The sequence below is a fragment of the Mesorhizobium sp. M0910 genome (assembly GCF_040319465.1).
Taxonomy (GTDB): domain Bacteria; phylum Pseudomonadota; class Alphaproteobacteria; order Rhizobiales; family Rhizobiaceae; genus Mesorhizobium.
The window spans coordinates 543,100-568,979 of record NZ_JAMYNZ010000001.1 but is presented as its reverse complement, the minus strand read 5'-3'; the positions used below and the strand labels follow the sequence as shown (position 1 = coordinate 568,979).

Genomic DNA, 25,880 nt, shown 5'->3' with positions numbered 1-25,880 from the left:
GAATTCTGCTGTCGCGGCCTCTGCGGCACGAAAGCGTGCCGGTCGGCGCAACCGCAAACCCCACCGCAGAGGACTCTCCCCGGCTTGCGCCGGGGAGATCATTCACATCGACGGGCGCTTACTTGGCGTCTTCGATCGCGCTGACCAGTTGGGTCACGGCCTCGTCCGAGGTCTTGATCTGGCCGTGCACGAACTTCGAGACGACATCCTTGTAGGCGTTGGCAACCGCCGGCGGCGCGCCATAGCCCTGCGCCAGCGAACCGAACAGCGTGCCGCCTTCATTGGCGGCCTTCAGGTCGGCCATGCCCTTCTTGCCGCAAGCGTCGAAATCGGTGTCCGGCACGTCGGTGCGGGCCGGAACCGAGCCCTTGACGACGTTGAAGGCCGACTGGAAGCTCTTCGACAGCGTGGCGGTGGCGAGCGCTATCTGGGCGGCCTTGCGGTCCTCCGGAACGTTGAACATGCCGAACATGTCGGAGTTGTAGATCACGCTGCCGTCGGTGCCCGGGAAGCGATAGCAGAGAAAGTCGGTGCCCGGGACCTTCTTGGCGGCGTTGAATTCGCCCTTGGCCCAGTCGCCCATCACCTGCACCAAGGCATCTCCCTTGATGACCATGGCGGTGGCGAGGTTCCAGTCGCGGCCCGAGAAGTTCGGGTCGACATAGGTGACGAGCTTGGCGAGGTTGTCGAACGACTTCTTCATCGTGTCGGACTTCAGGGATTCCTCGTCGAGGTCGTTGAAGGCCTTCTTGTAGAACTCAGGCCCGCCGGTCGACAGCACAACCGAGTCGAACATTGTCGCTTCCTGCCAGTTCTGGCCGCCCAGTGCGAGCGGGATGACGCCCGCCGCCTTGGCTTTGTCGAGCAGCGCGATGAAGTCGTCGAAGGTCTTGGGCTCGGTGCCGCCGATCTTGTCCATCACCGCCTTGTTGATCCACAGCCAGTTGACCGAGTGGACGTTGACCGGAGCCGCGACCCACTTGCCGTCATAGACGGAGAATTTCTGCAGGGCGGCGGGAACGGACTTGTCCCAGCCTTCCTTTATCGCCGTCTCGGTCAGGTCGCCCATGACGCCGGCCGCGGCGTAGTCGAGCACGGTATAGCCAAGCATCTGCGAGGCGGTCGGGTAGTTGCCGGCCGCCACCATCGCCTTCAGCGCGGTCATGGCGGCGTCGCCGCCACCGCCGGCCACCGGCACGTCCTTCCAGGCAAAGCCTTCCTTGGCCAGATCCTGCTTGAGCACGTTCAGAGCGGCAGCTTCGCCGCCCGACGTCCACCAATGCAGCATCTGGACTTCCTTGACGTCCTCGGCATGGGCCGCGAACGCAACGCCCGCTGCGAGAGCCGTCCCGATAAGCAGTTTGCGCAACATGTACTTCCTCCCTTGTTGAACTTACAACGACCGGCGGATGGCCACCGGGTTCTTCCCAACTCAGCCGACCCACCATCCGGTGCGCTGGCCGCGATGAAACTGGATTGTCTTTTCCTCGGTATAATCCTCGACGGCGCGCTTGCCGAGTTCGCGTCCGAGACCGGACTGCTTGTAGCCGCCGAAAGGCAGTTCGGGATAACCCTCCATGAACGTGTTAACCCAAACGGTTCCCGAACGCACATTCCGCGCCACCGACATGCAGGTATCGATGCTGGCGCTCCACACGCCCGCCGACAGACCATAGGGCGTGTTGTTGGCGATGCGCAACGCCCTTTCAATCGATTCAAAAGTCAGCACCGAGAGCACCGGCCCGAACACTTCCTCGCGCGCAATGGCCATGTCTTCGGTGACGTCGCGAACGATGGTTGGATCAAGATACTGGCCGGCGCTCGCAGCAAGCTGTTTGCCGCCGCAATAGATCCGGCCACCGTCGTTTTCCGCTGCCGTCACGTAGCCGGTGACCTTGGCCACGTGGTCGGCGGAGATCATCGCGCCCACCATGGTGCGGTCGTCGAGCGGGTCGCCAACAACCACCTTGGCGGTGAGGGCTTTGACGGCGCCGAGGAACTCATCGGCGATCGCCTCATGGACGATTAGCCGGCTGCCGGCATTGCAGCATTCGCCGGCGTTGAAGAAGCCGCCGAATACCGCCGCGTCGGCGGCGGCATCGAGGTCGGCATCGGGAAAGACGATCTGGCCGTTCTTGCCGCCGAGCTCCATCGAGACTTTCTTCAGCGAGTTGGCGGCAGACGCCATGGTCATCCTGCCGACGCGGGTCGAGCCGGTGAACGACACCATCTCGACCAGCGGATGGCTGACCATCGGTGCGCCGACATCGGCGCCCAGACCGGCAAGGATGTTGACGACGCCATCCGGCAGGCCGGCCTGCATCAGGATCTCGCCGAGCACGAAAGTCGAGGCCGAGGTCATCTCGCTCGGCTTGACCACCGCGGTGCAGCCGGCGGCGAGCGCGAAGGGCAGTTTCTGGCTGACGATAAGGAACGGGAAATTCCACGGCGTGATGATGGAGACGACGCCGATCGGTTCGCGCAGCACGACGCCGAGCATGGCGTCGCCGAGATTGGCGTAGCTTTCGCCGTGAAGCGTGCGGGCAAGTGCCGCGGCATAGCGCCAGATATCGACGGCGCCGCCGATCTCGCCGCGCGCCTGGGCAATCGGCTTGCCGGATTCCAGCGCGTCGAGCCGGGCAATCTCGTCCAGCCGCGCCTCGATCAGGTCAGCAGCCTTGAGTAGGATCGCGGCGCGCTCGGCGGCCTTCATGCGCGGCCACGGGCCGGTCTCGAAGGCCCTGTGCGCGGCCTGTACCGCAGCCTCCACGTCCGCCGCGCCGGCCTGTGCATAGCGCGAGACGGTGAAGCCGTGGCCGGGGCTGCTGCGCTCCAGCGTGCGGCCGTCCCGAGCGTCGACGAACTTGCCGTCGATCAGCAGCCGGTAGCTTTTCGGCGCAGCGGCTGCCTCGGCGGGCATGGCGATGTTGAGAGGTGCGTTCATGTGAGTTTCACGTTCCTAAGATCTTGAGAACGCCGGTTTCTGCTTGGCGCTGAAAGCCTCGACGCCGGTCCTGAGATCGCTTGTCAGCGCGATGAAGCCGCTGGCCAGCGCTTCGGTCGCGGCAGCACTCTCTTCGCCCTCCGCAATGGCAATCATCAGCTTGGCGGCTTCGGTCGCGAGCGGGCCGCGCTCGGCGATCTTGCCGGCCCACGCCTTGGCTTCGGCGAACGCCTTACCGGTCTCGACCACCCGGTCGACAATCCCCAGAGCAAGAGCCTCGGTCGCCAGAAACACCTCGCCGCCGAGCGCCATCCGCCGCACCGCCTGCGCACCGAAGCGGCGCACGGCGCGCTGGGTGCCGGACCAACCGGGAACGACGCCGATCGAGGTTTCGGGGAACCCCAGCTTCACCTGTGTTTCCGCCATGCGGAAGTCTGCAGCCGCCGCCAGTTCCAGCCCGCCGCCCAGCGCATGGCCGGCAAGCACGGCGATCGTCGGCTGCCGCAGCCGCGCCAGCCGATCAAAGACGCGGTGGCCGTAGCGCACCCATTGCACCTGGAAATCGGCGGCGCTCATTTCTGCCCAAGCCTCGACATCGCCGCCGGCGCAAAAGCCTTTGCCTTCGCCGCAGATCAGCACGACGCGGACGATCTGCGCCGCCTCGGCTTCGTCGAGCGCTGCTTCCAACCCCCGCAGCATCGGAATATCGAGCGCGTTGAATTTCTCCGGCCGGCGCAGCGTGACAATGCCTATGGCGCCGTCGGTTTCAAAGGTTACCAGACGCTCAGCCATGTGCGCCTCCAAACGACGCGCCGCCATTGAGCGACAGGCCGATCGGCCGGTCCCGGTAGAGCGCATCCGGTGTGATTTTCAGGTCGTTGGCGACGGCGAGCGGGATCTCGGCCTGCGCCAGCACATCGCGCTCGAGGTCGATCCCCGGCGCCAACTCGGTCACCATCAGCCCCGCCGGCGTCAGCTTCATCACGCAGCGCTCGGTGACATAGGTGATGTCCTGCCCCTGCGCGACGGCACGCTTGCCCGAGAAGGAGATATGCTCGACTTCGCCGACGACTTTCTTGACCTTGCCCTCCTGGTCGATGCGGATGCCGCCATCGGCAAGCGACAGCTTGGCGCCGGCGTTGAAGAAACCGGAAAAGACGATCTTCTTCGCTCGCGCGGTGATGTCGACGAAGCCGCCGGCGCCGGCGGTGACGTGGGGCCGCGCCGAAAGCTTCGAGACATTGACAGAGCCGTGGCGGTCGATCTGCAGGAAGGACAGCAGCGAGGCGTCGAAGCCGCCGGCCTGGAAGTAGATGAACTGGTGCGGCGAGGGCATGAAGGCGTCGGCGTTCGACGAGCAGCCGAACTTGAAGTCGAGCAGCGGCACGCCGCCAACCGCGCCCTGTTCGATGACCCAGGTGACCTTGCCGTGCTGGCCTTCCTCGATAAGGATGCGCGGCACATTGGCCGAGATGCCGAAGCCGATATTGACCGCCATGCCGTCGGCAAGCTCCATGGCGACGCGGCGGGCGATGACCTTCTGGACGTTCATCTCGGCGTTGCGGAAGCTCGACAGCGGCCGGAAGATCTCGCCGGAGATGGCCGGATCGTAGGGCGTCAGCGTCGTCTGCAACTGGTCGGGCGCCAGGACGATATGATCGACCAGCACGCCAGGCACGCGCACGTCGTGTGGCTTCAGCGTGCCGTTCTCGACGACGCGCTTGACCTGCGCGATGACGATGCCGCCATTGTTGCGGGCGGCCAGCGCCTGTTCAAGGCCGCCGAGATAAGCACCTTCATGCTCATAGGTGAGGTTGCCGCGCTCATCGGCGGTGGTGGCGCGGATGATCGCCACCTGCGGCACGATCGAGCGGAAATAGAGCCACTCCTCGCCATCGAACTGCTGCACCGAAACGATCGGCTCGCTGGCGGCCGCATTCATGGCGCAGCCCTGGTGGCGCGGGTCGGCAAAGGTGTCGAGCCCGACCTTGGTCAGCACGCCGGGACGCTTGGCGGCGGCTTCGCGATGCATGTCGAACAGGATGCCGGACGGCACGTTGTAAGCAGCGACCGAATTGTCGCCGATCATCTTCCAGATCTGCGGCGGTTCGGCAGATGACGGCCCGGATGGATAGGAGCCGCACAAAGTGCGCTTCAACAGGCCGGGCTTGGCTAAATGATCGATGCCCTTGATGCCGTACATATCGCCGGCGGCGATCGGGTGCAGCGTCGTGATGTCCTTGGGATGGCCTTCGGCGTCGAAGCGCTCGCCGATCACGGCAAGCACCGCATCCGGGCAGCCGAGGCCGCTCGACGACGACACGGAAACGACCACGCCATCCCTGATCAGGCCGGCAGCCTCAGCCGCGGAAACGAGCTTGCTCATCCAGCACTCCCGAGCTTCGGGTCGAGGGCAACGGCCTTGCCGGACCTGGCCGACTGCAATGCCGCTTCGGCTGATGTCAGCGACCAGACGCCGTCTTCGCCGGTGGCGGAAGGCTGGCCCTCGCCACGGATCGCCGCGTGGAATTGGCGCAGCGAACGGGCATAGAGATCTTCGCGGTCGAAGCTCAATTCCTCCTCGCCCTGTGCCGTGCGCAGCAACACCGAGCCGACCGGCTTCTGCGTCATCACATCCCTGGCGATCAGCGAGCCTTCGCTGCCATGCACCTCGAAGCCGGTGCCGGCGAATCTGGTGGTGAAGCCCTCATGCGACTGGGCGATGACGCCCGATGCGAAGCGCCAGAGGCACATGGCGCCGTCTTCCTGCCCGCAGGCGGCCATGCCAGCCGATTGCGTGAACGCCGAGATCTCGACGGGATCGTCGCCGAGCACGAAGCGCAGCGTGTCGGCATCGTGGACGGTGATGTCGAGCACCACGCCGCCGCCGGCGTCCGGCCTGGTGATGCGCCAGCCCTGCAGGTTTTCCGGCAGATAGACGGAGTGGAAGACGCGCGCGGCGATCGGTCTGCCGATGCGGCCGGCAGCGATCGCTTCGCGCATCGCCCGATGCGAGCCCGCATTGCGCAGATGGTGATTGGTGCCGAGCACGACGCCGGCGGCCCTGGCCGCTGCGACCATCTTGCGGGCGTCGGCGCTGGTCAGCGCCAGCGGCTTTTCGCAAAGCACATGCTTTCCCGCCTCAATGGCGGCGAGTGCCTGTTCGAGATGCAATTCGTTGGTGGTCGAGATGTAGACGGCGTCGATGTCGGAGCCGAGCAATTCATCAAGCGTCGAGACCGCCGCCGGAATGCGGTTTTCCCGAGCATAGGCGGTAGCCCGCTCCGGGCTGGAGCTCATCACTGCGGCGATCTCGCCGTCCGGCTGCGCGCGGATGGCGCCGATCATGAACTGTCTTGCGATCGTGCTGGCGCCGATCAGCCCCCAACTGACGGTCATGCCGCGTCTCCCATTCCTGCGCAGCCATGCTCCTTGCGATCGGGACCGCAGCTTTCCCTGACCACGAGGTTGACGGCGCCGATATGATCCTCGGCGCGCGTGGTGCGCGATTGGATCATCTTCAGCACGACATGGGCGGCGCGCTCGCCGAGGCCGGCGGTGTTCACCGCGACGCTGGTCAGCGCCGGCATGTAGTGCTCGGCCTCGGCGACGTCGTCGAAGCCGACGACGGCAAAGTCCGCGCCGGGCTCAAGGCCGCGCTTGCGCAGCGCCAGCAAGACGCCGAAGGCGACCGCATCGTTGAAGCAAAGGGCCGCGGTCGGCGGCGCGGCCATGGCGAGCGCGGTTTCCAGGCAGGCAATGCCGCCCTTGCGGCTGGTTTCGCCCTCGAAGACCAGCCTGTCGGCTGGTGCGATGCCGAGCGCTTCACAGGCCTCGCGAAAGCCGCCCAGCCGCTCGTGATAGACGACAAGGTCGGACGAGCCGCCGAAGAAGGCCAGCCGGCGGTGGCCCTTGCCGATCAGATGGGCGGTGGCAAGATAGGCGCCGCGATGATTGTCGGGCGTGATCACCGGGATGCGGCTTTCGGGGAGGCGGCGCATGACGAAAACGACCGGAACGCCTGCGGTCTCAAGGCGGCGGAACGCGCCAGGCGTGGTGCCGCGCGCCGGCGACACGACGAGCCCGGCGACACCCTGCTCCATCAGCGATTTCAGAACCTCTTCCTGGCGCACCGGGCTCTCCGCCGTGTTGGCGATGAAAGGCACGATGCCGGCCGACTGGAAGACGCGCTCCATGCCGACCGCCATCTCGGCGAAAAAGGGATTGGTAAGATCGTTGATGACCATGCCGATGACGTTGGAATGGGCCTTGCGCAGATTGGCGGCGCCGCGGTTGTAGACATAGCCGACATCCTCGATCGCCTTGCGCACTTTGAGCGCGGTCTCAGGCCGGATCAGCCGGCTGCCTTGCAACACCAGCGATACCGTCGATTTGGACACGCCCGCCTCACGGGCGATGTCGAGTATCGTTGCCTTGGCCCGGCTGGCCATCCAGATCTGTCCTCCCGGAGGTTTCTTATGCGATTTCTATTGGAACGATCTAATCTCTGCGAGGCATTTGAGTCAATCGTGTTTTTGCGAACCCGAGAAAAGTGCGGCTCAGTGGGTGCAATCGTCTACTAAATACGGCTTCACCTGCTGCGATGCAGCAATTTGGGTTGCGCGAGGCAGGGCGGCAAAGTCTCTTGATTTATTGGAACGTTCCATTTAATAGGCGCTGGGAAGGAGAGAGCCATGGACATCACCTTGCCCGGGGAAGGCGGCGGCCGCGTCCTCTACCGGCTTATCGGCCAGCCGGTGCAGCCTGTGGCCAGCGCGCGGTTCTCGCGTATCGCCTACGCCGCGGCCCATGTCGTCGCCGACCCTTTCGCCATGACCAATCCATGGTCGAGGCCCGCGGTCGACTGGGACAAGACGATGGCGTTTCGCCATCACCTCTGGCGGCTCGGCTTCCGTGTCGCCGAAGCGATGGATACCTCGCAGCGCGGAATGGGCTTCGACTGGGTGAATGCCAGGGAATTGATCCGCCGCTCGATCGCCGAGGCGCGGAGCGTCGAGGGCGCCACTCTCGCGTCAGGCGCAGGCACCGACCATCTGACGCCGGGGGCGGCGAGCACGCTCGACGATGTCATCGCGGCCTATGAGGAGCAGTTCGGGTTCATCGAAGGGCTTGGCGGCAAGGTGATCATGATGGCCAGCCGCGCGCTTGCGGCGATCGCCAAAGGCCCCGACGATTATGCCAGCGTCTACGACCGCATCCTGTCCCAGGCATCCGGCAAGGTTATCCTGCACTGGCTGGGCGACGTGTTCGATCCGGCGCTGAAAGGCTACTGGGGCAGCAGCGATTTCGAAACTGCGCTCGAGACGGTGATCGCCATCATCGAACGCCACGCCGGCACGGTCGAGGGCATAAAGATATCGATGCTCGATGCCGGCAAGGAGATCGCGCTCAGGGACCGGCTGCCCGAGGGCGTGGTGATGTTCACCGGCGACGACTTCAATTACCCCGAGCTGATCGCCGGCAACGGCGACAGACATTCGCACGCGCTGCTCGGCATTTTCGATGCGATCGCGCCGGTCGCCAATGCAGCGCTGGCAAAGCTGGCCGACGGCGACCGCGCCGGCTACGACGCGCTGATGGCCCCGACAGTGCCGCTGTCGCGCAAAATCTTCGAGGCGCCGACCGAATATTACAAGGCCGGCATCGTCTTCATGGCATGGCTGAACGGCCACCAGGAGCATTTTTCGATGATCGGCGGCATGCAATCGGCGCGCGGCATCCGCCACTATTCCGATGTCTTTCGCCTTGCCGACCAGGCAGGGTTGCTGGCCGACCCCGCGCTTGCCATTGCCAGAATGACAAGCCTCTGCGCGGTAGCGGGCGTCTGATCGCCAGCGCTACGGCGTCCGATCCAAAGGTTGCTTCGGGTGGCTTTGCGATTTGCCTTGTCTGGGCAAATCTGTATGCGGTATGCGTCCGGCAACAGAGAAGCCGATCCGGCGCTCCGCCGGCCAACTGGCATAGCTGCCGTTCTGCATTGGGGTAAGCTGATGACCTTCGACCTTCAGGGCAAGCGCGTTTTCGTGGCCGGACATCGCGGCATGGTCGGCTCGGCCATCCTGCGCCGATTGGCCGACGAGGATTGCGAGATCCTGACCGCCTCGCGCGCCGAGCTCGATCTTCTCGACCAGGCCGGCGTGCGGCGCTGGATGGCCGACCGCAAGCCGGATGCAGTGGTGATGGCGGCGGCCAAGGTTGGCGGTATCCTGGCCAACAACAGGCTTCCGGTCGATTTTCTGCAGGACAATCTCGTCATGCAGAACAATGTCATCGACAGCGCCTTCCGCAACGAGGTGCAGAAGCTGATGTTTCTCGGTTCATCCTGCATCTATCCCAAATTCGCGGCGCAGCCGATCTCCGAGGACGCCTTGCTGACCGGGCCGCTCGAGCCCACCAACGAATGGTATGCGATCGCCAAGATCGCCGGGCTGAAACTGTGTCAGGCTTATCGGCGCCAGCACGGCGTCGACTACATCTCGGCGATGCCGACCAATCTCTACGGTCCGGGCGACAATTTCGACCTCAATTCCAGCCATGTCGTGCCCGCTCTGATGCGCAAGGCGCACGAGGCCAGGCGCGCCGGCCGCAAGAGCCTGGAGGTGTGGGGATCAGGCACGCCGATGCGTGAATTCCTGCATGTCGACGACGCCGCCGACGCGCTGGTCTGGCTGCTGAAGAATTATTCGGGCGACAGCCACATCAATGTCGGCTCTGGGGAAGACATCACCATTGCCGATCTTGCCCGCACCATCGTGTCGGTCGCCGGCGCCGATGCTGCGATAACGTTCGATGCGACGAAGCCGGACGGCACGCCGCGCAAGCTGATGGACGTGTCGCGTCTGTTCGCCACCGGCTGGCGCCCGCGCTACTCGCTGCGCAGCGGATTGGAACAGACCTATGCGTGGTTTCTGGAGCACGTCGAGACCGGTGATCTCCGCCTCGGCGCGGCCTGAGGCTGGTATAGGCCGGGAACGTCAGTCGACGAAAAATACCAACGGCCAATCGAGGGATTGTCTGGATGGTGGGCGTGACAGGGATTGAACCTGTGACCCCTGCAATGTCAATGCAGTGCTCTCCCGCTGAGCTACACGCCCATCCGAAGCCGCGCATACACCATTTTTGGTTCGGCACGTCAATAGCGGGAAAAGCGAAAGAATGGCTGGCTTGCGGCGTTGGTCAAGACGCGACAAAAAGCGCGTCAGGCGGCCTGCAGCATCTTTTCGACTTCGTTGACGAGGTCGCGCAGGTGGAACGGCTTCGATAGCACCTTGGCGTCTTTCGGCGCCTTGGAGTCAGGGTTCAGGGCGACCGCGGCGAAGCCGGTGATGAACATCACCTTGAGGTCGGGATCGATCTCGGTAGCGCGGCGGGCGAGCTCGATGCCATCCATCTCGGGCATGACGATGTCGGTCAAAAGCAGCGAAAAAGGCTCCTCGCGCAGCCGCTCATAGGCACTGGCGCCATTGTCGAAATCGCTGACCTGATAACCGGCGCGCTCCAGCGCCTTGACGAGGAACCGGCGCATGTCGTCGTCGTCTTCCGCCAGCAGAATGCGTGCCATCTTGTCCCGTCCGAATCACCCAACCGACAATGCCGTGCGGCAAGCCCGTTAACCATGCTGTATATGAGGAGGTGACGGTAAACATCAAGTGAACGTTGGGCGCACAATCCTGATTTGGCTGACGCTTCGGCGGCTGGACATGCGGGCGGCGAGGTGGCACTTTCCTATCATGATGCATTGGTATTCCCGGGTTCGTTCAAATTGAAAACGGCAGCCGAGGATTTTTCGGTCGTTCCACCCTTCGAAATCCGATCGGGCGCCGAACAGCGCGTTCCCTTCCTCTTCAACTCGCCGCATAGCGGCCGCTACTATCCGGACCGGTTCATGGCGATGGCCAAGCTGGACCGCAACGCGATCCGTCGCTCCGAGGACTGCTATGTCGAGGAATTGTTCGGCGGTGCCGTCGCGCTAGGGGCGCCGATGCTGGCGGCAAACTTCCCGCGTGCCTATCTCGACGTCAACCGGGAGCCGTGGGAACTCGACCCGCGCATGTTCGCCGAACCGGTGCCGTCATTCTGCAACATCCGCTCAGCGCGGGTGGCCGGCGGACTCGGCACCGTGCCCAAGCTTGTAGGCGAGGGGCTCGACATCTATTCCGGCCGCTTGCCGCTGGCGGAGGCCGTGGCGCGCATCGAAGCGGTCTACAAGCCCTATCACGAGACGCTGAAACGGCTCTTGACCAGAACCCATGCGCGCTTCGGCTATGCCGTGCTGATTGACTGCCACTCGATGCCGGCAAGCATAAGGGTCGGCGACAGCGGATTGCGGCCGGATTTCATCGTCGGCGACCGCTTTGGCATTTCCGCCGCGGCGGCGTTGACCGAGACCGCGATCGGCCTGCTCACCGGCATGGGCTACAGCGTCGCCCACAACAAGCCCTATGCCGGAGGCTTCATCACCGAGCACTATGGCCGCCCAGTGCGCCATCTGCATGCGCTGCAGATCGAGGTCAATCGCGGGCTCTACATGAATGAGCGGACGTTCCAGAGATCATCTGGTTTCGACGCCCTGGCGGACGATCTGGCGCGGTTTTCAGCCGAACTGATGGCGATGCCCGATCACAATTTCATGGATCTGCCGCTGGCCGCCGAATAGCCGCGGAATCGCGGCACTCGCCGCTCATGCGGCGGCATAAAAAAAGACCGCATCGTTTGCACGACACGGTCGAAGTCTAGGGAGGAAACGCCCAAGGAGGGCATGGACAGGGAACCCCTGTCCGAGAACAAACGTATTGTGCGCTGCACAAATGTCAAGGCGCGTTCCGGCTTTTTTAATTCACTGTGAAGTGGAAATTGCATTTCCACGATGATTGCGTTGCATTCGAGCAACAGTTAGCGTCCAGCGAAAGGCTCCGAACGCCCTTGTTTCGGCATAAAACCGTGGGCTAACGGGCATCTCAAACATGCTGGAGCGGGAGAATCAGTTGGACGTCAGCATCGAGTTCATGCGGCGCGTTGCGCATGCCGCCGCAGCGGAGACCTTGCCGCGCTTCCGCAATCAGGGCGCGGTCACCAACAAGGAGCGCGGCAGCTTCGACCCCGTCACCGAGGCCGACCGCGAGGCCGAGCGGGCGATCCGCGCGCTGATCAACGCGCAATACCCCGATCACGGCATCCTCGGCGAGGAGCATGGCAGCGAAAACATCTCCAGCCGGCATGTCTGGGTGATCGATCCGATCGATGGAACGCGCGCCTTCATTTCCGGCCTGCCGGTGTGGGGAACACTGGTCGGGCTGACGGTCGACGGCGATGCCGTCGCCGGCATGATGTCGCAGCCCTTCACCGGCGAGCTGTTCTACGCCAATGCCTCCGGCTCGCATTATGAAGGTCCCGGTGGCCCCCGAAGACTCGCAACGCGCAAGACGACGAATCTCGCCGAGGCGACGCTGTTCACCACCACGCCGGCGCTGTTCAAGGGAGACGCGCGCCTGCGCTACGACCTGTTCGAGCAACAGGTCCAACTCGCCCGTTACGGCACCGACTGCTATGCCTTCGCCATGGTGGCGGCGGGCAGCGTCGATATCGTTGCCGATCCCGGATTGAAACCTTACGACATCGTCGCGCTGATCCCGATCATCGAGAAGGCAGGCGGCGTTGTCACCACCTTCGAAGGCGGGCCGGCGGAAAACGGCGGCGACATCCTGGCGGCGGCGACACCGGAACTGCACGCGGCGGCGATGGCGGCGCTGCGCGGCTAGGCATCCGGTGCACCCACGCGTCTGGTTTTGCGCAAATCCGACGGAAACCGCGGTACAGTTCCAAAGTGCGTCGCGTTTGAATGGGGCGCGCTCGCATTTTTGTATGTCGTTATCGCACAACCGCTGCGCACTTTTGCGCGACATGCATTAGCTATCGGCAGGCCAAGCGTCCGAGAGACGCAGGCCCCACAAAATGAGCACGAAAGAGATGAGGCCGGTCGGCGCGGACGAATACGCCACACCTTTGATCACTGCTTCCTGAAGGGCACTTCCGTGGAAGGCTCCGGCCGCTAACGGCATAGTCTCGTTGCCGGCCGCCCAGGCGCTGGCGATCACGTAGGCGGCCAGGATCGCCAAAGCCGAATAGATCAGCAGCCAGAATGCAATCCGCGACGTCGCCGCGCCGAGATTGAGCCTAGACCATGTGAGGCCCAGCGCCAGCAAGAGAACGCCCTCCAGGGCGCTGAGCGTGTGCGCGGACAGTCCGAGCCGCGGTGCGGCGAGATACGGTATTGCAAACCCTTCGAATGACGAAAACAGCAGCAGCGCGACGCCAATCTGCAGTAGCCGATGCCCCTGACGTAACAGCGTGTTCGATGCGTTCATGGTCGTTTTTCTCCCGGCGAATGGCCTCCAACCTCTTTGGCAGCAAGCTAGCGCTCGATGCCTGAACGGGAATGAGGGGGCACGCTGCGCCGGACAAGCGACCCGTGCGGGCCTTGTCGGCGGGCGCCGCGAAGCGGTCAAACAGCGTCGCCGGTTCCGGGGATGAAGGCATCGAATGCCGCAAGCAACTGCTCGCGATAGAGGTCGGCTTCCTGGAGGATCTCATGGCGGGCGCCGTCGATCATCACTAGCGAGCCGACGCGCAGACGTCTCGCATAGGCTTCGACTGCCCTGGTCGAGACGACTTGGTCGGCGCCGGCGGCGATCATCAGCAAGGGCACCTGGATCTTGGCCATGAAATCCGGGTCGCTGACGATCAAGGATGCCTCCGTGGCCGCCTTCAGCCAGCGGATCGTCGGTCCGCCGAGCGCCAGCTGCGGATAGGTTTCGTAGATCAGCGTATTGCGTCGATAGCGCGCCGGGTCGCTGGTCAGCTTGTTCATGGCGAAGGCCACCGATTCCTTCGGCCGCGGCCCCCATGCGGCATAGAGCCGGCCGAGGCCGAGAAGGCAGAACAGCGAACAGATGCGGCGAACGGTTTTTACCGAAACCGGCAGGTCGGGCACTGTGAAGAACGGTGCGATCAGCACCATGCGGCGCACGCGGTTCGCCATTGAGGGCGCGGCAAGCAGCGCAATCACCGCGCCAGCCGAATGGGCCAGTATGTAGTAGGGCCCTCGGCAATCGGGCAGCACGATCTCTTCGAAGAACTGCTCCAGATCACCGGTATAGTCGAAGAAGCTCTGGACGTGGCCGCGCTGTCGGTCGCCGATCATCCGGTCGGAAGCGCCCTGACCGCGCCAGTCGAGGGTTGCCACGCCAAAGCCCCGGTCGGCAAGGTTGCGAATGGTCTCGAAATACTTCTCGATGCACTCGTTGCGGCCGGTCAGGACGACCACGGTGCCCTTCATGGGGCGGGCAACAGCGGCAAACAGCCCATAGCGGATCTTCTTGCCGTCGCGCGTGGTGAAGAAGCCACCGGCTGCGTTTTCCGGCAGCGGATTGTCCGGAGTTTCGTGGAAGACGGGGGTCTGGTGGAAAAGATCGGTCATACGGTGTTTGGCTGGTGTCGGTGCCGACGGGCGCAAGTCAGGCATAAACGCCCATGCGCCAAAAGCAAAGGAATTCGGGATGCCGGGGAGGTCGACAGGCAGCGAAGAAATAAGGCCGGAAGCAGCCTTGGGCGTACTTCCGGCCTCTGTCGACCCGGGAGGAAGGGACGTTGCACCCGGTTCGGCCTCGTCGTGTCGCCTTTTTCGCGACCTGTTCGTTATCTCGAGAACAGTTTTAATGCCGCCTGGCTGAACGCTCGCCGAAGCCACGGTTCATCTGCCGTTCATCGGCATCGGGACGTCGGCCGCGACCGGTCCCGTTTGGACGCGGGAAATCTTGAAATGCCGTCGTCCGCTTCCCAAATTTGTCATGCGGTCGCCAATGTCGGGGCCGCTGGCCCATCCGAAACGCTGCTACGGGTTTCGCACCGGCCATACGCAACCTTGTTGCTCAACAGGAGAACACATCATGCGTCACGTTGATTTTTCCCCGCTCTACCGTTCGACCGTCGGTTTCGACCGGTTGTTCACCATGCTCGATTCGCTTGCGCAGCCAGAAGGCCAGACGTATCCGCCTTACAACATCGAGCGCACGGGCGAGGATGCCTATCGCATCTCGATGGCTGTGGCCGGCTTCTCGGAAGATGAGATTTCGATCGAAGCTCACCGCAATGTGCTGACCGTCAAGGGTGAGCGCAAGGAGGAAGGCAATGGCGAAGGCTCCGAACTGCTCTATCGCGGTATCGCCAGCCGAGCCTTCGAGCGCCGCTTCCAGCTTGCCGATCACGTCGAGGTTGTCGGCGCCGCGCTGAAGAACGGGCTGCTCTCCGTCGACCTCAAGCGCAACATCCCCGAAGAGCTGAAGCCGCGCAAGATCGCGATCACCTCGGCTCCGGCCAAGGCCAAGCAGATCGAGGCCAAGACTGCCGCCTAAGCCAGGCAGCTACGTTCTCCGGGGACGCCAACTCCCCGGGAAGAAAGGGCGGTGCAGCAATGCGCCGCTCTTTTTGCTGGGTAAGGCTTGCTATCCGGCGAGCAGGTAGCGGAAACGGTCGACCTCGTCGGGCGTGGTCGCGAAGCTGGTGACGAAGCGGTAGAGCGCTTCGTCCTCGCCGATGTGGCCGTCGTAGCCGAGCGGCCTGTGCCAGTCATGGAAGGCCGCGCCTGCCGCTTGCATGCTTTCGGCCTCGGCCTTTTTCATGACCGCGAAGACCTCGTTCGCCTGCGGCAGCCAGGCCAGCCGGGCGGAAGGGGAATCTTCTATCGCCGCGGCAAGCCGTGCCGCCATCGCATTGGCGTGCCGTGCCGTATCGAGCCATAGCCCACCCCTGAAATAAGCATCGAATTGCGCGGCGATGAAACGCGATTTCGAGAACAGCTGGGCCGCGCGCTTGCGCAAAAAGGCCAATTCCTTGGCTCGCTCGAGGTCGAACAGCACGATCGCCTCGGCGCACCAACAGCCATTCTTGGTGCCGCCGAAGGAGAGGATGTCGATACCGTGCTTCCAGGTCATTTCGGCCGGCGTCGTTTCCAGCGCGACGAGCGCATTGGCAAAGCGGGCCCCGTCCATGTGCAGCGGCAGTCCATGCTGCTTTGCGATCGCCGAAATCCTGGCGATTTCGTTCAGCGTGTAGACGGTTCCGACCTCGGTCGACTGAGTGATCGAAACGGCAACCGGCCGCCCGGAATGGACGTTTTCGGGTGCGAAACGGTCCACCGCCCGTTCCAGATTGCCGGCATCGATCTTGCCGAGCGCGCCTTCGACTGTATAAAGCCGCGAACCGCCGGTGAAATATTCCGGTGCACCGCATTCGTCCTCGATGACGTGCGATTCGCGATGGCAGAAGGAAATGCCGCCTGGCTTGTTATAGGTAGTCAGCGACAGCGAATTGGCAGCGGTGCCGGTGGCGACGAAAAACACCGCGACTTCGCATTCGAAGATCTCATTGAAGCGCTGGTAAACTGCCTTGTCGAGGACGCCGTCGCCATAAGCGGTGGAGAAGCCCTCGGCATGGGCCGAGAGGCCGGCAGCGATACGGGGATGGGCGCCTGCCCAATTGTCGGAAGCGAAAATCATGCGTCTGCCTATGTTGGGGAAATCGGTGCGAGCTTGGCCGCTTTCGCATGCCGGCCGCAAGGGGCAGATACCGAAAATCCGCTAAAGCCAGCGAAACGCATGAGCGTACATGCAGCGACGGAAGGTTACGCTGGCACCGGGTTTCCGCGCAATTTTCTGTCGCGAAAGCTTCAAGAATTTTGTGAATCGGTCTTGTGTGCATCCAAAATTTCTGTCATAAAAATTTAGGACAGTAGTGCTGTCTTATTTTGTCGCACAAAACTGGCCGCATAGGCATATGATTGCGCCTCTGCGGCCGTTTACCGCGAGCGACAGCTAGACAGCCTGACTCTGGCCTGTACGAATACCATATGCGAGCGATGCGGAAAGCCGCACCGTCGGCAAGAATTTCGCAAGACGTGCCGCAAGATTGAAAGGGGAGCCACGCGCTTCCCGACGGAAACCAGCGCCCGAAGGGGACGGAACGGAGGACAGGACGATGACGGACATGACGCCATCTGCGACGAAGGCCGCGCAGACGAAAGCGGCAGCCGTCAAAAATCCGTCCCTGACCAATATTCGGCGAACCAACACCGGCTATGCCGCGCGCGGCCTCTACGATCCGCGCAACGAGCATGATGCCTGCGGCGTCGGCTTCATCGTCAACATGAAGGGCGTGAAGTCGCACCAGATCGTCGAGGACGGCCTTGCCGTGCTCGAAAACCTGACGCATCGCGGCGCGGTCGGCGCCGATCCGCTGATGGGCGACGGCGCCGGCGTGCTGGTGCAACTGCCGGACCGCTTCTTCCGCGAGGAGATGGCCAAGCAAGGGGTCGAACTGCCGAAGCCCGGCCACTATGCCGTCGGCCAGGTGTTCATGCCGCGCGACCCGGAGCTGCAGGCGCATATCGAAGGCATCATCGCCGAGGTGGCGCAACTCGAGGGCCAGCCGCTGCTCGGCTTTCGCGACGTGCCGGTCGACAATTCGTCGCTGTCCAAGGCGCCCGACATCGCCGCTTCCGAGCCGGTGCACCGGCAGGTGTTCCTGGGCCGCGGCGCCGAGATCGAGAACGACGACGATTACGAGCGGCGGCTCTACATCCTGCGCAAGGTCATTTCCGGACGTATCCACGAGGAGACCAAAGGCGTCGACAACGGCTTCTATGTCGTCTCGATGTCGTCGCGGACCATCGTCTACAAGGGCATGTTCCTGGCCTATCAGGTCGGAGCCTACTACAAGGACCTCACCGACCCGCGTTTCGAGACGGCGCTGATCCTGGTCCACCAGCGCTTCTCGACCAACACGTTCCCGTCGTGGAAGCTGGCGCATCCCTACCGAATGGTCGCCCACAATGGCGAGATCAACACGCTGCGCGGCAACGTCAACTGGATGGCGGCGCGCCAAGCTTCGGTCGATTCCGAACTGTTCGGCAACGACATCTCGAAACTGTGGCCGATCTCCTACGAAGGGCAGTCGGACACCGCCTGCTTCGACAATGCGCTCGAATTCCTGACGCAGGGCGGCTATTCGCTCGCCCACGCCATGATGATGCTGATCCCGGAAGCCTGGGCCGGCAACAAGCTGATGGGTCAGGACCGCAAGGCCTTCTACGAATATCACGCAGCCCTGATGGAGCCGTGGGACGGGCCGGCGGCGGTTGCCTTCACCGACGGCCGCCAGATCGGTGCCACGCTCGACCGCAACGGGCTGCGGCCGGCGCGCTACATCGTCACCGACGACGACCGCGTCATCATGGCCTCGGAAGCCGGCGTGCTGCCGGTGCCGGAGGAAAGGATCGTCAAGAAGTGGCGGCTGCAGCCCGGCCGCATGCTGCTGATCGACCTGGACAAGGGCCGCATCGTTTCCGACGAGGAGATCAAGTCGGAGATCGCGACCAGGCACCCCTACAAGAGCTGGCTCGCCAACACCCAGCTCATCCTCGAAGATTTGAAGCCGGTCGAGCCGCGCGCCCTGCGCAGGGACGTCAGCCTGCTCGACCGCCAGCAGGCGTTCGGCTACACCCAGGAAGATACCAAGCTGCTGATGTCGCCGATGGCGACCACCGGCCAAGAAGCAGTCGGCTCGATGGGCACCGACACGCCGATTTCGGCGATGTCGGACAGATCGAAGCTGCTCTATACCTATTTCAAGCAGAATTTCGCCCAGGTCACCAACCCGCCGATCGATCCGATCCGCGAGGAACTGGTGATGAGCCTGGTGTCCTTTATCGGGCCGCGGCCCAACATCTTCGACCTGGTCGGCAATTCGCGCCGCAAGCGGCTCGAAGTGCGCCAGCCAATCCTGACCAATGGCGATCTCGAAAAGATCCGCTCCATCGGTCACACCGAGGACCGTTTCGACACCAAGACGATCGACATCACCTATGCTTCGAATGAAGGCGCGGCCGGCATGCAGGGCGCTATAGACCGGCTATGCGAGCGCGCCGAGGCGGCGGTCGCCGGCGGCTACAACATCATCATACTGTCGGACCGTCAGCTCGGCCCGGACCGCATCGCCATTCCGGCGCTGCTGGCAACGGCGGCCGTGCATCATCATTTGATCCGCAAGGGATTGCGCACCTCGGTCGGGCTCGTCGTGGAATCCGGCGAGCCGCGCGAGGTGCATCATTTCTGCTGTCTCGCCGGCTACGGCGCCGAGGCGATCAATCCCTATCTCGCTTTCGACACGCTGCTCGACATGCACAAGCGTGGCGAATTGCCGGCGGAGGTCGATGCCTACGAGGTCGTCTCCCGCTACATCAAGTCGATCGGCAAGGGCATCCTGAAGGTGATGTCCAAGATGGGCATCTCGACCTATCAGTCCTATTGCGGCGCGCAGATCTTCGATGCCATCGGGCTGAAGTCGGAGTTCGTGCACAAGTACTTCACCGGTACGGCGACGCTGATCGAAGGCGTCGGGCTGGACGAGATCGCCGCCGAAACGGTCAGCCGCCACACCGACGGCTTCGGCAACGACCCGGTGCTGCGCAACAGCCTCGAGGTCGGCGGCGAATACATGTTCCGCATGCGCGGCGAGGCCCATATCTGGTCGCCCGATGCAGTGGCGACCTTGCAGCACGCTGTGCGCCAGGGCTCGTGGGAGACGTTCAAGGACTATTCCGCCCAGATCGACAGCGAGACGGCGCAGGCGCAGACCATTCGCGGCATGTTCAAGATCAAGCTTGCGCAAGAGACCGGGCGCAAGAAGGTCGAACTCGACGAGGTGATGCCCGCGGCCGATATCGTCAAGCGCTTCTCGACCGGGGCGATGTCCTTCGGCTCGATCTCCAGGGAAGCGCATACGACGCTGGCGCGCGCCATGAACGCCATCGGCGGCAAGTCGAATACCGGCGAGGGCGGCGAAGAGGCCGACCGCTATCTGCCACTGCCGGGCGGCGGCAAGAACCCCGAACGCTCGGCGATCAAGCAGGTCGCTTCGGGACGCTTTGGCGTCACTGCCGAATATCTGGTCAATTCCGACATGATGCAGATCAAGGTCGCGCAAGGGGCAAAGCCCGGCGAGGGCGGCCAGCTGCCGGGCCACAAGGTCGACGCAACCATAGCCAAGGTCAGGCATTCGACGCCGGGCGTCGGCCTGATCTCGCCGCCGCCGCATCATGACATCTATTCGATCGAGGATCTGGCGCAGCTCATCTACGACCTGAAGAACGTCAATCCGGCGGCCGACGTATCGGTCAAGCTGGTCTCGGAAGTCGGCGTCGGCACGGTTGCGGCCGGCGTCGCCAAGGCGCGTGCCGACCACATCACCATATCAGGCTATGACGGCGGCACCGGCGCTTCGCCGCTGACCTCGCTCAAGCATGCCGGCAGCCCGTGGGAGATGGGCCTTGCCGAGACGCACCAGACGCTGGTGCTCAACGGCCTCAGGTCGCGCGTCGCGCTGCAGGTCGATGGCGGCCTGCGCACAGGGCGTGACGTCATCATCGGCGCGCTGCTCGGCGCCGACGAGTTCGGCTTCTCGACCGCGCCACTGATCGCGGCCGGCTGCATCATGATGCGCAAGTGCCATCTCAACACCTGCCCGGTCGGCGTCGCAACGCAGGATCCGGTGCTGCGCAAGCGCTTCAAGGGCACGCCCGAGCACGTCATCAACTTCTTCTTCTATGTGGCGGAAGAGGTGCGGGCGCTGCTTGCCGAGATGGGCTACACCCATCTCGACCAGATCATCGGCGACACCGACCTTCTGGAAAAGCGCGAGCTGATCCAGCACTGGAAGGCGCGCGGACTCGACTTCAGCAAGATGTTCTACAAGCCCGATGCGCCACACGCGGCGGTGCACTGGACCGAGCGGCAGAAGCATCCGATCGACGACGTGCTCGACCGTAAGCTGATAGAACTGGCAAAGCCGGCGCTCGAAGCCAGGCAGCCGGTCAGCATCGAACTGCCGATCCGCAACGTCGACCGTTCGACGGGCGCCATGCTGTCGGGTGAAGTGGCAAAGCGCTTCAAGCACAAGGGCCTGCGCGAGGACACGATCTCGGTGAAGCTCACCGGCACGGCCGGCCAATCCTTTGGCGCCTTTCTGGCGCGCGGGATTTCGTTCGAACTGGTGGGCGCTGCCAATGACTATGTCGGCAAGGGTCTGTCGGGCGGCCGCATCGTCATCCGCCCGCCGGAGAACACGAAAATCGTTGCTGCCGAGTCCATTATTGTCGGCAATACCGTGCTCTACGGCGCAACCGAGGGCGAGGCCTATTTCTGCGGCGTTGCCGGCGAGCGTTTTGCTGTGCGCAATTCGGGTGTCGCCGCGGTCGTTGAAGGGGTCGGCGACCATGGTTGCGAATACATGACTGGCGGTATCGTCGTCGTCATCGGCCAGACCGGCCGCAACTTCGCCGCCGGCATGTCGGGCGGCGTCGCCTATGTGCTCGACGAGGCGGGCGATTTCGCCGAACGCTGCAACATGGCGATGGTCGAGCTGGAGCCGGTTCCGGAAGAGGACGACCTTATGGAAAAGCTGCTCCACCATGGCGGCGATCTCGACCATAAGGGCCGTGTCGACGTATCGGGCGATATGACCAGCCACGACGAGGAGCGGCTCTATCAGCTGATCTCCAACCACGTCCACTACACGGGCTCGGTACGAGGTCGCGAAATCCTCGACGATTGGGCGACTTTCCGGCCGAAATTCCGGAAGATCATGCCGGTCGAATACCGCCGCGCGCTGATCGAGATGGAGCGGATGCGCATGAACGTGGCGGCGGAATAGATTTGGAAATTGCCGGGAGGCCATGCGTCCTGGCAACCATCTTCATCAACAATCCTGACCTCGGACTGAAGGTTGCCACGGCTGCCTTATGAGGTTAACGGGTGCGTCGCCAGGCGTGCCTTCCGGACAGCAGGGACTGGACTATGGGCAAGGTAACAGGGTTTCTCGAGATCGACCGGCAGGTGCACAAGTACCAGCCGGCTTCCGACCGCATCCGGCATTTCCGTGAGTTCACGCTGCCGATGTCGGACAAGGAGGTCGAGAAACAGGCCGCGCGCTGCATGGATTGCGGCATTCCGTATTGCCATGGACCGACCGGCTGCCCGATCCACAACCAGATCCCGGACTGGAACGACCTCGTCTACAATGGCGACTGGGAAAACGCGATCCGCAACCTGCATTCGACCAACAATTTTCCGGAATTTACCGGCCGCATCTGCCCCGCACCTTGCGAGGAAGCCTGCACGCTGAACCTCGAGGATATTCCGGTCGCCATAAAGACGATCGAGCAGGCGATTGCCGACAAAGCCTATGAAACCGGCCATATTCGGCCCTATCCGCCGGAACGGAAGACCGGCAAGCGCGTCGCGATCATCGGCTCGGGGCCGGCGGGAATGGCGGCTGCCCAGCAACTCGGCCGCGCCGGCCATGACGTTCACGTCTATGAGCGCGAGAGCCGGCCGGGCGGGCTGATGCGCTACGGTATCCCCGACTTCAAGATCGAGAAGCATTATATCGACCGGCGCATCGAGCAGATGCAGGGCGAAGGTGTCAGCTTCCATTGTGGCGTCAATGTCGGCGTCGACAAGCCGGTCGCCGAACTGCTCGCCGAATATGACGCGGTCCTCTATTGCGGCGGTTCCGAAACACCGCGTCCGGCCAACATCCCTGGCGACGATCTCGACGGCGTGCACGACGCGATGCCGTATCTGGTTCAGCAGAACAAGCGTATCGGCGGCGAGCCGATCCAGTCGGTGGCATGGCCGTCGCGCCCGATCGTCGCCGGCGGCCAGCACGTCGTCGTCGTCGGCGGCGGCGACACCGCCTCCGACTGCGTTGGTACCGCCTTCCGCCAGGGCGCGGTGCGCGTCACCCAGCTCGACATCCGGCCGCAGCCGCCGGAAAAGGAGGACAAGCTGTCGGTCTGGCCCTACTGGGCGACCAAGATGCGCACGTCATCCTCGCAGGCCGAAGGCGCCGAGCGCGAATTCCAGGTGGCGACGCTTGAATTCATTGGCGAAGACGGCCAGCTGACCGGGGTAAAATGCTGCGAAGTCGACGAAAAGCGCAAGCCGATCGCGGGCACGGAATTCGTCATCCGCGCCGATCTCGCGTTCATCGCCATCGGCTTTGCCGGGCCAGCCGCTCGCGGGCCGGTCTCGGAACTCGACGGGCAGATGAAGATCGTCACCGACAGCCGCCGCTCGAAGAATGTCGAGGCCAATGACCGGGACTACAGGACCAGCGTCGAAAAGCTCTATGCGGCGGGCGACGTGCGGCGCGGCCAGTCGCTGGTCGTCTGGGCGATCCGCGAGGGCCGCCAGGCGGCGCGTGCCATCGACGAGGCGCTGATGGGATCGAGCGTGCTGCCGCGCTGAGCCCGTTCCGAAACTCTACAGAAACAGGCGCCAGCTTTACTGCCGGATCGCCGTCGTCGTATCGGATGCGGCCGCCGTCGCAGGCTGTGTCTTGGGTGGCCAGGAGAAATCGTCGGCGCGGCCCGGTGAGGCGTCGGGCGCCTTGCCCTCGACGATCAGCCTTTCGCCCGGCGAATTCTTGTCAGCTTTTGCCGGCGGGGCGGCGCCGAGAAGTTCCGAACCGCCGTCCAGCGCCGGATCGCTGAGCAGCATCGGCACTGTGCGATCGACAGCTATCGGCGCGGCAGCAGGTGCCGGCGCCTCGACGGGAGCGCCGGCCGGGGCAGAAGCCGTCACCACGCTTCCCGGCGCGGCCAGCCCCAGGATCTTCATCAGCGGCTTTTCGGTATAGAAGGCGAGCTTGCGCTTGCCGGCCTTCGACATGTTGATGCCGTCGTCGGAGCGCAGGCGCACCGATTGGCCGTTGATGTCCGGTCCGCTGGTGATGAAGGCGCCGTTCTCGTCGACAAACCCGTCCCAGACGTCGACGAATTCGCCGCCGTGGCTTTCGGCGGACGAGCGGAAGATATCGTTGAAGGCCAGCATGTCAGAGGTCATTTTCGAGACCCGGAAGGCCGGCATGCCAACCCACAAATACGGCACCTTGGTTGCGGCGATGGCCTTGCCGAACGCATCGGTCCGGCGCTCGTATTCCTTGGTCCAGTTCTCGGATCGCGGCTGCTCGCGCACATCGCCGACGCGCATCTGCTGCCGGTCGTTGGATCCGAGCATGACGACGACGGCTGCCGGTTTTTCGGCAGCGATCAGGGACTTGATCTGTCCTGGCCAGTTGTAGACATCGTCACGCACGAAGCCGGACGATCCGTTGGCACGGACGACGATCCTGACGCCGGTGTTTTCGGCAAAGGCGGCGTCGAGCCCCTCAGCCAGCCCAGACGCCATGAAATCGCCGACCACCAGAACGACGCGTGCATCCGGCGCCTTCTCGGCCACTGGGCTTGTCGGCTCGGCCGGCGGCGGCCGGCGAACTGACCGGGGCTTTCTCAGCTTGGGCCTAGGCTTTGTTCTCTGGAATTCTCTCTGGAATTCGGGCGGCGGCTGCTCAAACCGCTCGCTTCTGCGCGGAAACAACAGGTCGCGCAGCGACCAGCCACGACTTTCCGGCTCCTGCGCCATGGCCGAGGTATGAAAGGCACTGGCGGCGCCGACTGCCAGAACAGCGATCGCCAGAACCAGAATCGGCACGCGACGAACGATTAACCGGATGCCCGCAGCCGAAACCAATCACCCTCTCCATCCCGTAACTGGCTCTAGTTCTGCCTGAGCCATTTGAGCACTTCCTTGCTCGGATACCCGTCCTGGGTCAAGCCGGCCTTTGCCTGGAAGGCCATGATGGCGGTTTTCGATCCGTCACCGATCTTGCCGTCGAACTTGCCGTCGTAAAAGCCGTGCTCGGAAAGTCGCTTCTGAAGCTCCTGCCTTTCCTCGAAGGAGAGCTTGGTAAACGGTCGCTTCCAGTCCTGCACAAGCCCGCCATAGCCGGCGATTTCGTCGGCAAGAAGGCCCACGGCGAGCGCATATTTGTCGGCATTGTTGTAACGCTTGATGACCGAGAAATTCGTGATCATCAGGAAAGCCGGCCCACCGCGGCCGCCGGGCAGCTTCAACGTCGCCTTGTCGGCACCGTTCTTGAACGGCTTGCCGTTGGCACGGGTGACGCCCAGCGCCTGCCATTGCGACAGCGACTTCGAGCCTCCGGGCAGCTTCTTGCCGTCCGGAAGGCTGACTTCATAGCCCCAGGTCTTGCCTGCCTGCCAGCCGTTCTTCCGCAGCAAATTGGCGGCTGTCGCCAGTGCGTCGGGAATCGAATTCCAGATGTCGCGCTTGCCGTTGCCGTCCATATCGACCGCATAGGACAGGTAGCTGGTAGGGATGAACTGGGTATGGCCCATCGCGCCGGCCCATGAGCCGCTGAGATGGCTTTCGTCGATGTCGCCGGTCTGCAGGATCTTCAGCGCCGCGATCAGCTGGGTGCGGGCAAATTTCGCTCGCTTGGGGTCCGCATAACCAAGCGTCGCCAGCGAGCGCACGACATTGCGCATGATATCATCGCGCTTGAGGGTTTCGCCGTAGTTCGATTCCATCGACCAGATGGCCAGCAGGATGTAGCGGTCGACGCCGTATCTTGCCTCGATCCTGTCCAGCCAAGGCTTCCATTTCCTTGCCATTTGCTGGCCGACGGCGACCGACTGGTCATGGACGCGGTTGTCGAAATAATCCCAGGCGGGTGCGGTGAATTCGGGCTGAGTACGAGCCTTTTCCAGCACCACCGGGTCAGCATCGTTGATGCCCTTGAATGCCTGGTCGTAGACGGAGCCGGAAACGCCGCTCGCCACGGCGGTAGCACGGAAGCTGGCGACCCATTGGCGGAAGCCGGCATCGGCAAAAGCCGGCCCGCTGGGCATGAGCAAAGCAAGCGAGAGGCTGGCGGCCGTCAGGACGCTGGTGAAGCGCCTTGCGGCGTTGCGAACGGACATCTTTTCCTCCTTCTTCAT

At 63.5% G+C, this 25,880-nt stretch carries 19 protein-coding genes and 1 tRNA gene; 7 read left to right on the top strand and 13 right to left on the bottom strand.

Annotated features, from left to right (window positions below):
- Window positions 1-118: 118 nt before the first annotated feature.
- Genes NKH78_RS02770 through NKH78_RS02745 form a run of 6 tightly spaced genes read right to left on the bottom strand, consistent with a single transcriptional unit; the run spans window position 119 to window position 7,395 of the window.
- On the bottom strand, window positions 119-1,372 hold the full coding sequence (locus NKH78_RS02770; RefSeq protein WP_352881814.1) for an ABC transporter substrate-binding protein: 1,254 nt from the start codon (window positions 1,370-1,372) through the stop codon (window positions 119-121).
- Between the two features lie 60 nt (window positions 1,373-1,432).
- On the bottom strand, window positions 1,433-2,944 hold the full coding sequence (locus NKH78_RS02765; RefSeq protein WP_352881811.1) for an aldehyde dehydrogenase family protein: 1,512 nt from the start codon (window positions 2,942-2,944) through the stop codon (window positions 1,433-1,435).
- Between the two features lie 15 nt (window positions 2,945-2,959).
- Entirely contained in the window at window positions 2,960-3,736 is a 777-nt protein-coding gene (locus NKH78_RS02760; protein ID WP_352881808.1) for an enoyl-CoA hydratase/isomerase family protein, read from the bottom strand.
- Complete coding sequence (locus NKH78_RS02755) at window positions 3,729-5,330, bottom strand: acyl CoA:acetate/3-ketoacid CoA transferase (RefSeq protein ID WP_352881805.1); 1,602 nt, start codon at window positions 5,328-5,330, stop codon at window positions 3,729-3,731. Before NKH78_RS02755 ends, NKH78_RS02760 begins: the two co-directional genes overlap by 8 nt.
- A complete protein-coding gene (locus tag NKH78_RS02750) occupies window positions 5,327-6,343 on the bottom strand; it encodes a Gfo/Idh/MocA family protein (protein WP_352881802.1) in 1,017 nt (338 codons plus the stop codon). The genes NKH78_RS02755 and NKH78_RS02750 overlap by 4 nt, the downstream gene beginning before the upstream one ends.
- On the bottom strand, window positions 6,340-7,395 hold the full coding sequence (locus NKH78_RS02745) for a LacI family DNA-binding transcriptional regulator (protein WP_352702768.1): 1,056 nt from the start codon (window positions 7,393-7,395) through the stop codon (window positions 6,340-6,342). The genes NKH78_RS02750 and NKH78_RS02745 overlap by 4 nt, the downstream gene beginning before the upstream one ends.
- A 243-nt stretch (window positions 7,396-7,638) precedes the next feature.
- Here NKH78_RS02745 and NKH78_RS02740 point away from each other — a divergent pair, with 243 nt between their 5' ends.
- On the top strand, window positions 7,639-8,793 hold the full coding sequence (locus NKH78_RS02740) for a dihydrodipicolinate synthase family protein (protein WP_352506350.1): 1,155 nt from the start codon (window positions 7,639-7,641) through the stop codon (window positions 8,791-8,793).
- A gap of 162 nt (window positions 8,794-8,955) precedes the next feature.
- Window positions 8,956-9,918: a GDP-L-fucose synthase gene (fcl, locus tag NKH78_RS02735; protein ID WP_352506349.1), complete on the top strand. Its 963-nt coding sequence runs from the start codon at window positions 8,956-8,958 to the stop codon at window positions 9,916-9,918.
- Window positions 9,919-9,984: 66 nt separating this feature from the next.
- On the opposite strand, the gene NKH78_RS02730 is transcribed toward fcl, so the two are convergent.
- A tRNA-Val gene (locus tag NKH78_RS02730) sits at window positions 9,985-10,059 on the bottom strand.
- A 104-nt stretch (window positions 10,060-10,163) separates the two neighbouring features.
- On the bottom strand, window positions 10,164-10,526 hold the full coding sequence (gene cpdR / locus NKH78_RS02725; protein ID WP_006199474.1) for a cell cycle two-component system response regulator CpdR: 363 nt from the start codon (window positions 10,524-10,526) through the stop codon (window positions 10,164-10,166).
- A 153-nt stretch (window positions 10,527-10,679) separates the two neighbouring features.
- Between cpdR and NKH78_RS02720 the strand changes: the two genes are divergently transcribed.
- Window positions 10,680-11,621, top strand: a complete 942-nt coding sequence (locus tag NKH78_RS02720) for an N-formylglutamate amidohydrolase (protein ID WP_254816915.1) — start codon at window positions 10,680-10,682, stop codon at window positions 11,619-11,621.
- 328 nt (window positions 11,622-11,949) lie between these two features.
- Entirely contained in the window at window positions 11,950-12,723 is a 774-nt protein-coding gene (gene hisN / locus NKH78_RS02715; RefSeq protein ID WP_352506348.1) for a histidinol-phosphatase, read from the top strand.
- Between the two features lie 147 nt (window positions 12,724-12,870).
- Here hisN and NKH78_RS02710 read toward each other — a convergent pair whose 3' ends face one another.
- Entirely contained in the window at window positions 12,871-13,329 is a 459-nt protein-coding gene (locus tag NKH78_RS02710) for a styrene oxide isomerase (protein WP_352506347.1), read from the bottom strand.
- 137 nt (window positions 13,330-13,466) lie between these two features.
- Complete coding sequence (locus NKH78_RS02705; protein ID WP_352506346.1) at window positions 13,467-14,441, bottom strand: alpha/beta fold hydrolase; 975 nt, start codon at window positions 14,439-14,441, stop codon at window positions 13,467-13,469.
- 469 nt (window positions 14,442-14,910) lie between these two features.
- On the opposite strand from NKH78_RS02705, the gene NKH78_RS02700 reads away from it, so the two are divergent.
- Complete coding sequence (locus NKH78_RS02700; RefSeq protein WP_352478207.1) at window positions 14,911-15,375, top strand: Hsp20 family protein; 465 nt, start codon at window positions 14,911-14,913, stop codon at window positions 15,373-15,375.
- Between the two features lie 90 nt (window positions 15,376-15,465).
- On the opposite strand, the gene NKH78_RS02695 is transcribed toward NKH78_RS02700, so the two are convergent.
- Entirely contained in the window at window positions 15,466-16,518 is a 1,053-nt protein-coding gene (locus NKH78_RS02695; RefSeq protein ID WP_352737000.1) for a threonine aldolase family protein, read from the bottom strand.
- A 478-nt stretch (window positions 16,519-16,996) separates the two neighbouring features.
- On the opposite strand from NKH78_RS02695, the gene gltB reads away from it, so the two are divergent.
- Window positions 16,997-21,727 (top strand): glutamate synthase large subunit, encoded by a 4,731-nt coding sequence (gltB, locus tag NKH78_RS02690; protein ID WP_352736999.1) that lies wholly within the window; start codon window positions 16,997-16,999, stop codon window positions 21,725-21,727.
- Window positions 21,728-21,870: 143 nt separating this feature from the next.
- Complete coding sequence (locus tag NKH78_RS02685) at window positions 21,871-23,325, top strand: glutamate synthase subunit beta (protein WP_254816922.1); 1,455 nt, start codon at window positions 21,871-21,873, stop codon at window positions 23,323-23,325.
- A gap of 36 nt (window positions 23,326-23,361) precedes the next feature.
- Here the strand turns inward: NKH78_RS02685 and NKH78_RS02680 are convergent, their stop codons facing one another.
- Window positions 23,362-24,609 (bottom strand): SGNH/GDSL hydrolase family protein, encoded by a 1,248-nt coding sequence (locus NKH78_RS02680; RefSeq protein WP_352736998.1) that lies wholly within the window; start codon window positions 24,607-24,609, stop codon window positions 23,362-23,364.
- A gap of 26 nt (window positions 24,610-24,635) precedes the next feature.
- The gene (locus NKH78_RS02675) at window positions 24,636-25,862 is read right to left on the bottom strand and encodes a lytic murein transglycosylase (RefSeq protein ID WP_254816924.1); all 1,227 of its coding nucleotides are present in this window, start codon (window positions 25,860-25,862) and stop codon (window positions 24,636-24,638) included.
- Window positions 25,863-25,880 lie beyond the last annotated feature (18 nt).

Coding starts and splice junctions, on each gene's coding strand:
- NKH78_RS02755 (WP_352881805.1), bottom strand. CDS start 5,330: ATGAGCAAGCTCGTTTCCGCGGCTGAGGCTGCCGGCCTGATCAGGGAT.
- NKH78_RS02705 (WP_352506346.1), bottom strand. CDS start 14,441: ATGACCGATCTTTTCCACCAGACCCCCGTCTTCCACGAAACTCCGGAC.
- NKH78_RS02740 (WP_352506350.1), top strand. CDS start 7,639: ATGGACATCACCTTGCCCGGGGAAGGCGGCGGCCGCGTCCTCTACCGG.
- fcl (WP_352506349.1), top strand. CDS start 8,956: ATGACCTTCGACCTTCAGGGCAAGCGCGTTTTCGTGGCCGGACATCGC.
- NKH78_RS02765 (WP_352881811.1), bottom strand. CDS start 2,944: ATGAACGCACCTCTCAACATCGCCATGCCCGCCGAGGCAGCCGCTGCG.
- NKH78_RS02750 (WP_352881802.1), bottom strand. CDS start 6,343: ATGACCGTCAGTTGGGGGCTGATCGGCGCCAGCACGATCGCAAGACAG.
- NKH78_RS02685 (WP_254816922.1), top strand. CDS start 21,871: ATGGGCAAGGTAACAGGGTTTCTCGAGATCGACCGGCAGGTGCACAAG.
- NKH78_RS02745 (WP_352702768.1), bottom strand. CDS start 7,395: ATGGCCAGCCGGGCCAAGGCAACGATACTCGACATCGCCCGTGAGGCG.
- NKH78_RS02695 (WP_352737000.1), bottom strand. CDS start 16,518: ATGATTTTCGCTTCCGACAATTGGGCAGGCGCCCATCCCCGTATCGCT.
- gltB (WP_352736999.1), top strand. CDS start 16,997: ATGACGGACATGACGCCATCTGCGACGAAGGCCGCGCAGACGAAAGCG.
- NKH78_RS02770 (WP_352881814.1), bottom strand. CDS start 1,372: ATGTTGCGCAAACTGCTTATCGGGACGGCTCTCGCAGCGGGCGTTGCG.
- NKH78_RS02675 (WP_254816924.1), bottom strand. CDS start 25,862: ATGTCCGTTCGCAACGCCGCAAGGCGCTTCACCAGCGTCCTGACGGCC.
- NKH78_RS02760 (WP_352881808.1), bottom strand. CDS start 3,736: ATGGCTGAGCGTCTGGTAACCTTTGAAACCGACGGCGCCATAGGCATT.
- NKH78_RS02700 (WP_352478207.1), top strand. CDS start 14,911: ATGCGTCACGTTGATTTTTCCCCGCTCTACCGTTCGACCGTCGGTTTC.
- cpdR (WP_006199474.1), bottom strand. CDS start 10,526: ATGGCACGCATTCTGCTGGCGGAAGACGACGACGACATGCGCCGGTTC.
- NKH78_RS02710 (WP_352506347.1), bottom strand. CDS start 13,329: ATGAACGCATCGAACACGCTGTTACGTCAGGGGCATCGGCTACTGCAG.